Source organism: Psychrobacter glaciei (assembly GCF_014652895.1).
In the GTDB taxonomy this organism is placed as follows: domain Bacteria; phylum Pseudomonadota; class Gammaproteobacteria; order Pseudomonadales; family Moraxellaceae; genus Psychrobacter; species Psychrobacter glaciei.
This window is the reverse complement of the sequence record NZ_BMZR01000002.1, coordinates 611,812-623,910: the sequence shown is the minus strand read 5'-3', so window position 1 is coordinate 623,910 and position 12,099 is coordinate 611,812. Positions and strand designations below refer to the sequence as shown.

General features: G+C 42.5%; 12 protein-coding genes. 1 reads left to right on the top strand and 11 read right to left on the bottom strand.

Features of this window, described 5'->3' with window-relative positions; translation table 11 throughout:
- Nucleotides 1-144 precede the first annotated feature (144 nt).
- From IE130_RS07390 to thrC, 11 genes are all read right to left on the bottom strand, one after another.
- Entirely contained in the window at nt 145-606 is a 462-nt protein-coding gene (locus tag IE130_RS07390) for a thiol-disulfide oxidoreductase DCC family protein (RefSeq protein WP_189583940.1), read from the bottom strand.
- Nucleotide 607: 1 nt separating this feature from the next.
- Nucleotides 608-1,477, bottom strand: coding sequence for a fatty acid desaturase family protein (locus IE130_RS07385; protein WP_189583938.1), 870 nt, complete (start codon nt 1,475-1,477; stop codon nt 608-610).
- Between the two features lie 694 nt (nt 1,478-2,171).
- Complete coding sequence (locus tag IE130_RS07380) at nt 2,172-2,879, bottom strand: NMCC_0638 family (lipo)protein (protein WP_189583935.1); 708 nt, start codon at nt 2,877-2,879, stop codon at nt 2,172-2,174.
- Nucleotides 2,880-2,906: 27 nt separating this feature from the next.
- Entirely contained in the window at nt 2,907-3,869 is a 963-nt protein-coding gene (locus IE130_RS07375; RefSeq protein ID WP_189583932.1) for an epimerase, read from the bottom strand.
- Nucleotides 3,870-3,892: 23 nt separating this feature from the next.
- Nucleotides 3,893-4,393 carry a hypothetical protein gene (locus tag IE130_RS07370; RefSeq protein WP_189583929.1) on the bottom strand — a complete coding sequence of 167 codons (501 nt, stop codon included), beginning with the start codon at nt 4,391-4,393 and terminating at the stop codon, nt 3,893-3,895.
- A 117-nt stretch (nt 4,394-4,510) separates the two neighbouring features.
- Nucleotides 4,511-5,464, bottom strand: a complete 954-nt coding sequence (locus IE130_RS07365; RefSeq protein WP_189583926.1) for a fatty acid desaturase family protein — start codon at nt 5,462-5,464, stop codon at nt 4,511-4,513.
- Nucleotides 5,465-5,621: 157 nt separating this feature from the next.
- The gene (locus tag IE130_RS07360; protein WP_010197184.1) at nt 5,622-6,140 is read right to left on the bottom strand and encodes a GbsR/MarR family transcriptional regulator; all 519 of its coding nucleotides are present in this window, start codon (nt 6,138-6,140) and stop codon (nt 5,622-5,624) included.
- Between the two features lie 116 nt (nt 6,141-6,256).
- Nucleotides 6,257-6,886 carry an L-threonylcarbamoyladenylate synthase gene (locus IE130_RS07355; protein ID WP_189583923.1) on the bottom strand — a complete coding sequence of 210 codons (630 nt, stop codon included), beginning with the start codon at nt 6,884-6,886 and terminating at the stop codon, nt 6,257-6,259.
- 297 nt (nt 6,887-7,183) lie between these two features.
- Complete coding sequence (gene dprA / locus IE130_RS07350; protein ID WP_189583913.1) at nt 7,184-8,431, bottom strand: DNA-processing protein DprA; 1,248 nt, start codon at nt 8,429-8,431, stop codon at nt 7,184-7,186.
- 48 nt (nt 8,432-8,479) lie between these two features.
- On the bottom strand, nt 8,480-9,577 hold the full coding sequence (locus IE130_RS07345) for a LysM peptidoglycan-binding domain-containing protein (protein WP_227676156.1): 1,098 nt from the start codon (nt 9,575-9,577) through the stop codon (nt 8,480-8,482).
- 348 nt (nt 9,578-9,925) lie between these two features.
- Nucleotides 9,926-11,347 (bottom strand): threonine synthase, encoded by a 1,422-nt coding sequence (thrC, locus tag IE130_RS07340; RefSeq protein ID WP_189583907.1) that lies wholly within the window; start codon nt 11,345-11,347, stop codon nt 9,926-9,928.
- Nucleotides 11,348-11,562: 215 nt separating this feature from the next.
- Between thrC and IE130_RS07335 the strand changes: the two genes are divergently transcribed.
- Complete coding sequence (locus IE130_RS07335; protein ID WP_189583905.1) at nt 11,563-12,099, top strand: hypothetical protein; 537 nt, start codon at nt 11,563-11,565, stop codon at nt 12,097-12,099.

The following is a 12,099-nucleotide window of genomic DNA, read 5'->3' as shown; positions in this document are numbered from 1 at the left end:
AGGTCTCATCAGATAAAGAGGATGCTATCTTACGTTAAAAGCTGAATGCTCTGAACATAGCGTCTTTTTTTTCACGAAAACTTCATATGCTTTACCTCTAAAGTGCTGTTGCCACAAAACCAAATAGTGGACAGTAAAAGCACTTTAGCGTTTGTCTGGTGCTATTTTACAGACCCCGTTTTCACAAGCCTGCATCAGCGCTTGACCATAGAGCAACTTGGTCACCCAATTCGGAATTCTATAGCGATTGCGCGCGACATAAGGATAAGCCAAGTCACCCAGTTGTTTGACCACTGGCAAAAACAACAAGGGTGACCATTTCACGCCGCCCGTTCTGTAGAGCAGTCGCACGGCATCCATGTACGTATACCAATTGCCGTAGCTGTCTTGCACACACATATAAGTCATCGCATCCTCACGGCTGAATCCTGCGACGGCCAACTCATCAAGCCCTTCTTCCACAGGAACTAAGCGTATCTTCTCTGGTTGACGTTTTTTCATATTATGCGCCTCGGTGCTGCATATCACACACGCATCATCGTAGTACATGATAATGGATAAACTCGCTTGCTCTCTATAGCTGTTGATATGATTTTGAATAATCATGTTATGACTCCTTTATGAGTGATACCTCAGTATTAAGACTATTAGAATTTTTGTTCATGTTAACTACTGGATACTTATTGACTGGTGCTAAAAAAGGAATGACTGGTTGCTGCGTCCACTGTGGAGCGGTAGCATCTAAACGCTTAGCCAGTGCCGGTAAATGATTGGTCGGCACCGCTGGAAACAGATGATGCTCGATGTGATAAAGCAAGTTAAAGGTTAGCAAATTAATCAATGGATGACGCTCACTGCGGGCATATACCACCTCATCACAGCCATGATGGACGCTCCATACGGCAAAGAATCCCACCATCGTATTGGCCAATATCATCACCAATACGTGATACATCAATACGGGATGCATCGTGATAAAAGCGGTGGCAATCACTGCGAAAATAAGCAGCATATCAAAGCCAACGAGCATGCGATTGCGGCTACTACCATGCGTCAAACCAAACCACTGAATCATAATCGAAAAAATACCACCGCCTAATATCGCCTGATACCACGGCAGGCGTGCCCAGTTACCTTCGACATCGCTGTCTCCAAGCGGATCTCTATGATGATTGAGATGAGTGTGCCGAATGGCATGCGTACTACAAAGCATGGTGATACTCAGCATAAATAGCATGAGCTCTGTGGCGACCTTACTCACACCTAAAGTGCGGTGATAGCAATCATGGGCTTGTCTAAGTGCGGCAGTAAAAAAGAAAAACGTCGCAGCCAGCGCAAGTAGCCAAAACCCCTGCCACGCGCTCCACCATGACAATAATAAAAATGGTAACGATAAAAAGATATTGTAAACGGTCTCAGTGGGCTTGAGCTGACGCAAATCTTGCCATTCAATATTGGCTAACGAAGGATGACGCATGATGTTCTCCTTACTTAGTGATAAGCAGTAGCTGTCTTGCTGGCGCGACCACTTAATTTAATTATCTAGTTTTATTTATTTTATTTCTGTCAAAAGTGAAATATATGGATAAATTTTATTTGTGGCTAGGTAATATGAACCATCCTGTGATGATAGCGCTGACACCGCCATTACAGCAAAATAACATATCACTTGTCATAGAAGAATTTACAGAGCCATCCCCTATCATGAACCACACTACGAATGAAAACGTGCTCATAAAACCTATTATAAATAAGGGAATGACCTTCGCTACCGAATTAAAATATATTTTGAATTTAGAGACGATATAACCTGCCAATAATGCTGGTAGTAAACCTCCGAAAAAACCTAATAGGATAAATGCTGGGGCCACCTTGACGAAGAGTAGTGAGTCTCGTAGCGGGATGCCGATATCTATTGACAGTCCTATCGCTAGATATAAAAAGAGAATTAAACCTCCTACTACTCCGCCCAATAACCCATAGAGTCCTATTACATTACCCTTCGGATAGCTAGAGCTAGGTACAGTAACTGTAGCTCTACTCTCAATGTCACTCATAAACACCTCTACTATTGTTTCACATGAAACTTGAATTGCAAACGACAAATCAATTAAGTTTCACATGAAACATCACCTACGAAAAACTTAACCGTTCAATAACTAAAGCTATATTTATTCTTGAATCATAGATGCTGTAAATAAGGCCTGTACATCAGCATCGGCAGAGCTATCAGTAGTCAGCATGAATAGCATTTTTCTTTGCGCTCCTTGTTGGGCCCATTCATACGATAGCGTCGTTCTTTCTCCTGATATCGTTGTCTGTTTACTGTTATCTCTTTCATTAGAAGTTAATGGACTGGGTGCACTAGCAAACATATTGCTAAATTGTTTTTCAACTACTTGCGAATTTGCCTTATTCGCATATACGGCGCACATGTTTTTTTCTTCTATTAGTGTTAAAACAAAGGTTCCATGATCATCCGGCACTGACCAAGCAGAGCCACTATGACCTTTTAAAAACTGCTTTGCTTGCACATCCGTTAGTTGCGGTAGGTCTTTGAGCTTGTCACGCAATTCATCCAAGTTAGGTAAATACTTGGCACATGTTGTGCTATATATATTTAAGAACGATTCTGCCTGAGCAATTTGCATAGGACTGGTTGAACCAACACTACCTATTGTAGTCTGCCCTACTTCATTAACATTTTTATCTTCAATAGCAATGGCTTTAGATGTTTGAAGACTCCTTTCGTCTGCTAGATTATTGGCCTCTACTACAGATTCCTCGATACTACTCTCGCTATCATTTTTACCACAAGCTGATAAGGTAAAACCTGACAGCGTAGATAGTAGAATTAAACTGACTGCTTTTTTGTTCATAATTATTCCTCAAATATATTCGAAAGTTTACTTCTGTCCTTCTAACGCCTGCTTTAGCGTTGGCTGCTGGAACTCATAACCTGCGCTCTGTAATGCTTGCGGCAATACCTTTTGCCCGTCTACAAGCAGCGTCGACATTTCACCAAACATCAGCTTGAGTAAGAAATTTGGTAAGGCAAAAAATGTCGGACGATGTAGCCATGCTCCAAGCGTTTTGGTAAAAGTATGATTGGTCACTGGATTGGGTGCCGTTAGGTTATACACGACCGCTGTCGTATCATTTGTAGTCTGTAGGGTATTTTCATGCGTGGTTTGACTGCTCGCATCATCAGTAAGATGCTGTTCAATAATGAATATCGCTGCCCCTACCCAGTCTTCACGACTGATCCAACTCATGATCTGCTGACCATCACCCAATTGTCCACCGACACCCATTTTAAATGGGGTTAATAGTTTACCGAGCATACCACCCTCAGGATGAATCACCACGCCAGTACGCACAATAGCCATGGGCACGCCATATTCGGTTGCTGTCAATGCTAGCTGCTCCCATTCATTACATAATCGATGAGCAAAATCAGTCTCAAAACCACTGCTTTCGGTAAGAGGTTTGTCACCTTGCGTGCCATACCAACCAATCGCTGAACCACTAACTAATAGCTTAGGTTTGATACTGGTGCGCTTAATAAATGCCAATAAGGATTCGGTAGGCTTAATACGGCTCGCCATAAGTTGCTCTTTGCGCTCATCGCTCCAGCGCGAGTCAGCGATACCTGCACCTGCTAGGTTTAAAACAACCTCAAAGCTTTTATCCGAGCTCGTCAGCTCATCATAAGTCATCATTTCGATATCATTCGGATGTGCTTGGCTGCTATCACGCGTCAGCCAAGTAATATGCAGCGCTTTATTTTGGGCACGGTAACGCGACATAATTTCATTGCTAAAGGCACTACCTAAAAATCCTGAGCCACCACTGATTAAAATATTCATGTCCTATTCCTTATATTTTTCGCTTATCGTTTAGTAAAACTTAATTCGCTATAGTCATCGTCTTCTTTTTTAACTTTTATATCAAAACGACTTTTACATGCTTTTGGTAAAGCAATGCAGCCAGCGATGGCTGAATTGATAGCGCCAAATAGTCCTATACCAATCATAAAGGCCAGTAGCACGCCAACTTCTATCAAGGAGTTAATGCCTAAATATAAAACGATTGCGCCCATATAACCTGCTGACGTTATAAACCCAATCAAAAATGTCGTGCGTAGACTCTTATGATCATCGCGCCATATATTCTTATAAGCGACGAGAATACCCGTTAATAAGGCAGGAATAAAACCAAGCAGACCGACATATAGCAATGGCTGATAACCAATCTGCGCAAAGTCCGCATTCCTAAAAATAAACAATAAACCCAGTTCTGCAATCAATCCACCAACTATGCTTCCAATTCCTGCAAACAAAATAATAACTTGTAGATAAGGATACACACCTAACTCATTATTAGTTTTCATTCTATTTATCCCATTAACATTCATCGTGAATTGAGTATAAATACGGCGTTGGCAAAGCCAATGAAACTACTGTGGATAATTGATGGATAAGTATCTTGATTTTATTTAGCCTACTTATTAGGCAAAATGCTTACGAATAGGACACTCACTATCATTATTATTTTGAGATTTATTCTTTAATTTGTTCCAACGATGATTAATGAAATCTATGACGTTAGCCACACTCAGTAACACATGTACTTTAGTCAGGTGTGGCGCAGCCGTATCCAAACGCTTGGCAAGTTCAGGTAAATGGTTTGATGGGACGGCAGGGAATAGATGATGCTCTACGTGATATAACAGGTTAAAAGTTAGGAAATTGACTACAGAATTACGCTCAGTGCGAGCGATTGTCTCATCACAATCATGGTGCACGCCCCATACAGCAATGATGCCAACGCTAGCATTGGCCAACATCATGGTCAATATGTGGTATATCAATACTTGCGCTAACATGGTCAGAGCAGGAACAGCGACAGTAAATACGGTCAGTACGAAGGCAACCAAGATAACTAAAGCAATCAAGCCAAATTCTAGCCAAGCCAAGCTTTGATTGCGACGGCTGCTTAGACGCAGTCCTTGACGATAAATATCGAGCCGATAAGTTATCCCGCCGAGCAGTGCTTGCCACCATGACACTTTTGCTAGACTTCCTTCAATGTCACTATCGCCCAGCGGATCACGATGATGTGCCATGTGCGTGGCTCGAATGCTGTGCAAACTGGTCATCAGTAGCACGCTAAGCAATAGTAATATCGCGGTGGTCGTACGCTTACCTGTCCCTAAACTATGATGATAACCATCGTGCGCTTGGCGAAATGCGGCAGCAAAAAATAAGTAAGAAGCCTCGCATGCTAAGACATACCAAGATTGGCTGGCGAACCACCAAGACAACAACAAAAATGGATAAGGCAAAATAACGTTATAAGCGATTTGACCGCGCGTTAACTGACGCAAGTCTTGCCACTCGACTGCAGCGATAGCCTTTTTAATGGCTTGCTCTTTATTAGCGTGTGTTTGATTGACTGTCATTTTACACATCCATTTGTCGTTGCTGTTTCTTATTGCTGCTACTTTTACTCAAGCTCGTGTCACTTAAACTTAGCTGGCTTTTATATCTATTACATATATTTCTGTCAAAACAGAAATTAAATCTCAAATTTTTTATTTTAAATCATACAGCTTACTGTTAACGCAAAACCTTTTTAATACTAGCGCCAAGTTTGAGGACTTTTTTGAGGATGCTTGTGGGCAGCTTAAGCATCTCAGATGACCATGTAGTTAAGGTACTAACGAATTCTTGGGTATCACGGATACGTGACTTTACCTCATTATTTTCATGTTCAAATTCAGGGCTGTCCATAAGTTCTTGTAAAAACTGCACTGTTGGCTCAAGCTCACGCTTCTGACGCTCAACGACAATAATACGTGCCAACTCCCAAACATCTGTATTGGTCGTAAAGTGGTCACGACGGTCACCCAATATCGAAATCTTTTGTACCAAGCCCCAATGCTGTAACTCTTTAATACTGTTTGAAACGTTAGAGCGCGCGACGCCAAGTGTGTCAGTGATTTCTTCAGCATTTAGTGGCTTGCCAATGATAAACAATAACGCATGTATCTGTGACATGGTGCGATTAACGCCCCACTGCGAGCCCATCTCACCCCAATGTAAGATAAATTTTTCGGTCACAGGATTTAGTTTCATAAGAGCCATTCACTTAATTTTTTATACTATTAGATTAACTTATCTTGCGCTATTCTTTTATTTCTGTCAATAGTGAAATAATTATAAGTATCAATCTTTAAATAACTGTAATTTGTCTAGCGAATAATCAATCCTGTCGTTGCATCACGAATTTGACTAGGCAAGGTATAACCTAGAGTGTCAGCCTGCAAGTAGCTGATTTGCTCGCCAAAATACCCATATGCATCAGTGAAAGTCATAGCAGGCAGTTGCCCTGATGGATTACAACTTGTAGAAACCAATAGCCCAAAGGGGTTTTGAACGTCTACCAATTGTTGGCACAATTGACGAACCATAGGATGGGCAATAACTCTAACTGCCACTGTTTGATGCTGCCCGGTTATCCAAGAAGGTATCACTGCCGTTAGAGCCTGCGGAATGGGTAGCAACCAAGTATGCGCTTGCTTGCATTGCAGCTCTATATTGTCGCTATCTGCCTGCCAACTCTTGATAATTTGTTGGCGCTGACTGTCTTCTAAAGGCTCTAGTAAAGGCATTAAACGCTCCGCACTGTCAGTAATGACAATCATGCCTTTGGCTTGTGGACGCTGTTTGATATCCAAAATGCGCTGAACGGCTATCTCGTCGTAAGCATCACAACCGATACCCCAAACGCTTTCGGTGGGATACGCAAGCAGCTGCCCTTCTTTTAGCCACGTAGCAGCTTGAACGACAGAATCAGTAGTAAAGGATGCGGATTTTTTCATGGCTTGAAGGCTTCGAAAAGGTAGGAGTTTAAGCATTAATAATAACATAGGAGAGAAGCTGACTAAGTGAGCCAAATTCAAATATAGTCAAGATATCTTAACGACGCGACGGTTTTGCTGATATCTATTTTTGTCGCCTCTGTCTGCGCAGGCATAGCAAGCAAGAGAAACTGATATCAACAGTGCGTGATGGTTCGATAGTACTTTTCACTGACTATATTTATGAAATTGTACCGTATTCAATCACTTAAAATTAATAAGTATAAAAACGTAAAAGTAGAGAGAGAGAGTACGACTTTAAACGCGTAAATAACGCCCACCTTGCACGCTGATAACACTCAGTAACTCAAGCTCCATTAACTGCCCAATCAGCTGCGGTGGCGTAAGCTTGGTACTGACCAACAGCGCGTCTAAATCTTGTCCATGCCAATCAAGCTGCTCATAGACAAGCGCTAAATGCTTTGGGACGACGATAGCGCTTTTAGGAGATTTGATATTAGACGGTGTCGGTTGGCTCGTCGTTGCCAAAGAGTCTGCCTCTGCGGCATGAGAAGGTTGATGACTATCCGATAGCTTATGATTGGCACTGGCCGTCTGTTGTGCTGGTCGATAGCTATTATTGTCATAATCCAGCTGACCATTTACGTCCTCGATTACTTGCTGCGGATGATAAATCAACGTCGCGCCTTCACGTATCAAATGGTGACAGCCTTCAGCATTGCTATTGTCAATATGACTGGGAATCGCAAAAACTTGCTTGCCTTGCTCCGAGGTTAGGCGCGCGGTAATCAGTGAGCCGCTTTGAATCGTGGCTTCCGTCACTATGGTCGCCAAGCTTAAACCCGCCACCAAGCGATTGCGGCGTGGAAAAGTATGCTTATGCGGCTGCGTGTGTGGTAACAGCTCGCTGATAATACAGCCACCTTGATCGATGATTTGAGTAAATAACTTATCATGATGATTGGGATAATTGACATCAATCCCTGTACCCATGACTCCAATCGTTCGACCTTGATACTCATTATCTGTCTGAGCCAGCGCACCCAAATGCGCACGCTTATCTACCCCCATGGCAAGACCACTGGTGATGATATAACCAGCTTGCGCCAAATACTGTGCCATATCGAAAGTGATTTTTTGGGCATGGGCGGTGGGTTTTCGACTGCCGACGACAGCGATTTGTGCTTGATGCAGGCGTGCATGATTACCACGATAAAACAATAATGGTGGTGGATCATAGATTTGTAAAAGCTGAGTAGGATAATCAGGCTGATCAGAAAATAGCAGACCGTAGCGTCCCTCGTTGAGCGCTTGCTGAATCTTATCGATACTGGCTTGTGTTTGCGCTGGCTGTTCATGGCGGGCAAGATGCGTATGGTGAATACCCAACTGACGCCATGCTTCTGCTTTGGCTTGCCAAGCAAGCTCCGCCGTACCAAAAGAGGTAATAAGTTTATGATAAGCCGATAATGACGCATTCACCTCGGTCCACAGCGCCAATATTGCACGCTGCTCGTCGGGTAATACTGGAGAAACTGCCGTCATAATTGTCTGACTCGCATTTACGGATTCAACTGACTCAAGAAGTCTGGCTTATAGATAAGGGGGAGGTAGTAATTGATCACCCACATTGAGCGGTAGCTCAGAATCAAGCACATAAGCGTAGCTGATATGGTCAAAAGTATTGAACACCATCACCATACCGCTCTGTTCACTAGGCAAGCGTACAGAGGCATCATTATCTTTGATATCTCGTACCAACGCCCCTTTTTGATAGACAGTCAACACATCCCCTGGTTTGGCGCCCTCTGCGCTGCCCAGATTAATCGCGACCACACTACCCTTCGCCGCTGAACTGATTGAGTCCATGACGCGGACAATCATACCGCCGCGGCTAACAGTTGCAGGCGTTGGGTAAAATACGGGCGGGATAGAGTTGTTTAACTCAACAAAAACGCGATCACCTTCACGGACTTCTTTGCCGTAGCTGTCGGTAAGTTGCAAACTGGTAACGCCATTGGTTTCTGTAGACGTAACCAATCCAGTCGCGACTTGTGTGACTTCAAGTCCGATGACTTGCTGAGTCTTTGACTCGACATACATCTCACCTTCACGGTAGATACCATAACGCTGACCAACGATAAGCGGCACGCCTTTGGCATAAACTTTATCACCGCTTGCCGTGATTAAGTTGCCTTTTTTAGACGCTAATATATAAGGTGTGGTATTAAAATCTGCTGGATTAACGATGATGGTTTTATCTAGCCAATGCTGGATAGCAGACCATGGGATAGGAGGAATGCTATTCGCCGTCGACGTGACTGTTACCGATGTGGCAACTGCAGTACCGGTCAATTGTTTTTCAATCCCAGCACAGCCCTCACCCGTATCGACACCAATCAAAGTCTTACCTTGAATCACACATAAGATAAGAATGTCGTTAGGATAAATAAGATTGGGGTTTTTGATTTGCTTATTGGTTGCCCAAATTTCTTTCCAGCGCCATGGACTGTCTAGATAGCGTCCTGAGATGTCCCACAATGTATCGCCTTTTTTGACCGTATAGCGGTTGGGCGCATCCGCTTTGATGGTGGGCGGTGGATTGTTAGCGTGGGCAGCATTCATTAGCATCGCACTACTAAATGTCGTGATCAACAGGGCTTTTGCTATCGTTTTTAAGCTCATCTTCATTGTTATATCCACAATATGTACCGCTGTTGTCGCCACAATTAATACTATTTAGACCCTTGATTTAATCTTAATCTTTGAGCATTATTAAAATTAATGACAAGTAATTAAGAGCATAAAAGGGCTTAACAGTACGGTTATCATAACGCCTATAGGGCAGCTGTTCAGTGTAATTGGCTGGTGTGATTGCTAAAAAAGCGTCTAGCAAAATGATGAGTCGCCGACGCTGTTTCCAATATTACAATTATATCTACCATAACACAATCATAAACACTTTATTACAATGGCGTAACTTTTATGTGGACGCTTGTTTAATGGTTAAACAAAGCTAATAACAAGTCCAGCTTTGATTTAGGCTGGATTTGGCCTGACATGCTGACGAATTTGCTCAGCGACTTGCTCAGCGTCATTATCTAGCACGACCACATGCTGCGACAAACTCTCCAAGCCTTCAGTATGCGCTGGGCGAGCAATGTCTATCTGACCAATGGCCTCAACGATAGTATCTGCAAACTTAACAGGTAGCGCCGTCTCTGCACAAACAATGATTTCGCCCTTTTTCTGCAACTCTTTGGCGACCTTGATACCATCAGCGGTATGCGGATCAACCAATTCACCATGCTGCTCATAAAGCGCTTTAATGGTTTGCAGGCGGTCGTTATGGGTAGACTTGCCAGCCGCAAAACCGTAACGGCTGTTGACCGCATCCATCAAATCAGATAAATCAAAACCTTGACCAGATTTCACCCCTTCAAACAACTCATGAACGCGCGCGCTGTCTTTCTCTAATAGCAGATAAACAAAACGCTCAAAGTTGGACGCTTTGGAGATATCCATGGATGGGCTTGAGGTGATATAGGTTTTTTCAGTCGGACGCGGCTGATAAGCGCCTTGGTTAAAGAAGTCATTTAGCACATCGTTTTCATTGGTAGCGACAATCAAACGATCAATTGGCAGTCCCATTTCACGAGCGATGTGACCGGCACAGATATTACCGAAGTTACCTGACGGTACGCTAAAGCTGACTTTTTCGTCGTTATTGGCAGTCACGGCAAAATAGGCTTTAAAGTAATAAACGATTTGCGCAAGGATACGACCCCAGTTGATAGAGTTTACCGTGCCTAGGTTATAAGCCGCTTTGAACTCAGCATCTTGCTGCAATGCCTTGACGATATCTTGGCAATCATCAAACATACCCTCGATAGCGATATTATGGATATTATCGTCAGTCAAGCTATACATTTGCGCGCGCTGGAATTCACTCATTTTGCCATGCGGTGACAGCATAAAGACTTCAATATTTTCTTTACCTCGCAGTGCATACTCTGCCGCACTACCCGTGTCACCACTGGTTGCGCCGATGATAGTAATACGCGCATCTTTTTTCTTAAGCACGTATTCAAAGGCATTGCCCAAAAACTGCATGGCCACATCTTTAAATGCCAATGTCGGACCGTTTGATAATCCTAGAATATATAAGTTATCTTCAAGCTTACGGACAGGAACAATCTCTTCACTACCAAATACTTCCGCGGTATAAGTACGCTCAATGAGGTCTTGCAAATCAGCCACAGGAATATCTGTCGCAAAACGCTGCATAATCGCCATCGCAAGCTGTGGGTAGCTAAGCGTACGCCATTCATCGAGTACAGCGCTATCGATGTTTGGATAATGCTCAGGCAACATCAAACCACCATCTGGGGCAAGACCCATCAAAAGCACATCACTAAAATCCATTGGTGCTGTCTGACCACGAGTACTGATATATTTCATTGGATTGTCCTGTGAAAGAATTATATTAATTTAAAATAGAAAAAGGGTAGCATATATTTAGCGACAAGCTATATCAAATAAACGGTTTATAGGTTTTTTTGAATAACCCTGCCAACCTCTACTAGACGCGTTGAAAAACAATCGATAAGTCATAGCTCTTGTATAGAAATATAAGATAACATGAACCTAAAATTCAAATGATTACAGGTAGTCTAATGTCTTATAAGTCAGAATGGGTAGCAATACTAGCTAATTTTAAAACCAAAATAAATGCATATCTAGCTAACCCAAACAGTATCACTGTTAGTGATTTAGAAGAAGTTCAAAATGAATTTATAGCTTTCATAGATGGTTATTCTATGATACTAAGAGATGATGCTTGTAATATACAAGTGATAGACGTATTTAACCGAGTGTACTTGAATAAAAGCAATACAGTATCTGATGATGATACGATAAATAACTTACAAACACTGATTGACAGTTTTGATACTGCTATCATTCACAACAAGGAAGAAAAAATGACTACAAATTACAATGTTAGTGGAAATGCACAATTTGGTAATAACAACAGTCAAACCAATACCCATAATGCTACTGATATTAATATCAATCTACAAACCTTAATCAATGAGATTGAAAAGAGTGGTGATACCGAAGCGAAAAGCAAACTACTTGACCTCCTTAATAACGGGACCATTGCAAGTATTCTAGGAGTGACAGCGGCGGAAGTAGTTAAATTCTTTAGCTAA

What these genes read in the sequence shown, in the direction of transcription:
- IE130_RS07390 (WP_189583940.1), bottom strand. Translation starts at nt 606, where the DNA reads ATGATTATTCAAAATCATATCAACAGCTATAGAGAGCAAGCGAGTTTA.
- IE130_RS07385 (WP_189583938.1), bottom strand. Translation starts at nt 1,477, where the DNA reads ATGCGTCATCCTTCGTTAGCCAATATTGAATGGCAAGATTTGCGTCAG.
- IE130_RS07380 (WP_189583935.1), bottom strand. Translation starts at nt 2,879, where the DNA reads ATGAACAAAAAAGCAGTCAGTTTAATTCTACTATCTACGCTGTCAGGT.
- IE130_RS07375 (WP_189583932.1), bottom strand. Translation starts at nt 3,869, where the DNA reads ATGAATATTTTAATCAGTGGTGGCTCAGGATTTTTAGGTAGTGCCTTT.
- IE130_RS07370 (WP_189583929.1), bottom strand. Translation starts at nt 4,393, where the DNA reads ATGAAAACTAATAATGAGTTAGGTGTGTATCCTTATCTACAAGTTATT.
- IE130_RS07365 (WP_189583926.1), bottom strand. Translation starts at nt 5,464, where the DNA reads ATGACAGTCAATCAAACACACGCTAATAAAGAGCAAGCCATTAAAAAG.
- IE130_RS07360 (WP_010197184.1), bottom strand. Translation starts at nt 6,140, where the DNA reads ATGAAACTAAATCCTGTGACCGAAAAATTTATCTTACATTGGGGTGAG.
- IE130_RS07355 (WP_189583923.1), bottom strand. Translation starts at nt 6,886, where the DNA reads ATGAAAAAATCCGCATCCTTTACTACTGATTCTGTCGTTCAAGCTGCT.
- dprA (WP_189583913.1), bottom strand. Translation starts at nt 8,431, where the DNA reads ATGACGGCAGTTTCTCCAGTATTACCCGACGAGCAGCGTGCAATATTG.
- IE130_RS07345 (WP_227676156.1), bottom strand. Translation starts at nt 9,577, where the DNA reads ATGAAGATGAGCTTAAAAACGATAGCAAAAGCCCTGTTGATCACGACA.
- thrC (WP_189583907.1), bottom strand. Translation starts at nt 11,347, where the DNA reads ATGAAATATATCAGTACTCGTGGTCAGACAGCACCAATGGATTTTAGT.
- IE130_RS07335 (WP_189583905.1), top strand. Translation starts at nt 11,563, where the DNA reads ATGTCTTATAAGTCAGAATGGGTAGCAATACTAGCTAATTTTAAAACC.